At 80.8% G+C, this 526-nt stretch carries 1 protein-coding gene; it reads right to left on the minus strand.

Annotation, left to right across the window (positions count from 1 at the left end; genetic code table 11):
• Positions 1 to 526: hypothetical protein (locus tag GTW08_RS16380; protein WP_202417249.1), on the minus strand; the 526-nt coding region annotated here is incomplete at both ends.

The raw sequence follows: 526 nt of genomic DNA on the forward strand, positions 1-526 counted from the left end.
CCCGGGGACCGGGGCGTCACCGTCCGGGGAGTACCCGGGGGCCGCGTCGCCGTCCGGGGAGTACCCGGGGGTCGTGTCGCGGTCGCCGGTGTCGTCGGCCGCGCGGCCCGCGGCGCGCCAGATGAGGTCCGCGTCGGGGTCGTCGTCGGGCACCGCGGAGGCGGGCACGGCCCACCACGGCTCGGGGTCGGCACCCGCGGCGCGGTAGAGACCGGTGTCGTCGGGGCCGTGGTCCTGCACGGCCGGGTCCGGGGCCGCGTCGTCGCGGCGGTGCCGGGGGTCGCCCACGGAGGCCGGGGTGGGCTCGTCGTCGGGCTCGGCGACGGTCGCGGTGCTGGAGGAGGCCGGGCGCGGGGTCTCGCGCAGGGCGGACAGGTCCGTCCCGTGCGGCGGGGTGGACGGGTCGATCTCGTCGACCAGGTCGTCGTCGATCTCGGGCAGCTCGCTGCCCCACGCCGAGCCCGCCGGCGGGGTCTGCGTCCCGATGGCGGCGCGGCCCGGGGCGGGCGCCGACGCGGCGCGTTCG

Source organism: Pseudonocardia sp. SID8383 (assembly GCF_009864975.1).
GTDB lineage: Bacteria > Actinomycetota > Actinomycetes > Mycobacteriales > Pseudonocardiaceae > Pseudonocardia > Pseudonocardia alni.